At 64.0% G+C, this 430-nt stretch carries 1 protein-coding gene; it reads left to right on the forward strand.

Annotated elements, in window-relative coordinates:
* A partial coding sequence (locus tag GM668_RS30775; RefSeq protein ID WP_229500148.1) for an Ig-like domain-containing protein occupies positions 1 to 430 on the forward strand: 430 nt, incomplete at both ends.

A 430-nucleotide genomic window follows, 5' to 3' on the forward strand; every position in this document is an offset into this window, starting at 1 on the left:
ACGTACACGCCGACGTCCGGCATCGAAGACACGACCAACGTCATCACGCTGGACAATACCGGCGTGGCCGATACGGCAGGTAACGCCGGCAGCGGCACGGCCAGTTCGTCGAACTACACCATCGACACGCTGCGCCCGACCGCCACCATTGTGCTGGCCGACAGTGCGCTGGCCATCGGCGAGACGTCGCTGGTGACGATCACGTTCAGCGAAGCAGTGACAGGCTTCACCAATGCCGACATCACGGTGGAAAACGGCACCCTGTCCACCGTCAGTTCCAGCGATGGCGGCACCACCTGGACCGCCACGTTGACGCCGACCGCTTCGGTGACGGATGCCACCAACGTGCTCACCCTGGACAACACGGGGGTGGCGGATGCCAACGGGAATGCCGGTTCCGGCACCACGGCTTCGTCCAATTACACCATCG

The sequence above is a fragment of the Pseudoduganella ginsengisoli genome (assembly GCF_009720865.1).
Lineage (GTDB): Bacteria > Pseudomonadota > Gammaproteobacteria > Burkholderiales > Burkholderiaceae_D > Rugamonas > Rugamonas ginsengisoli.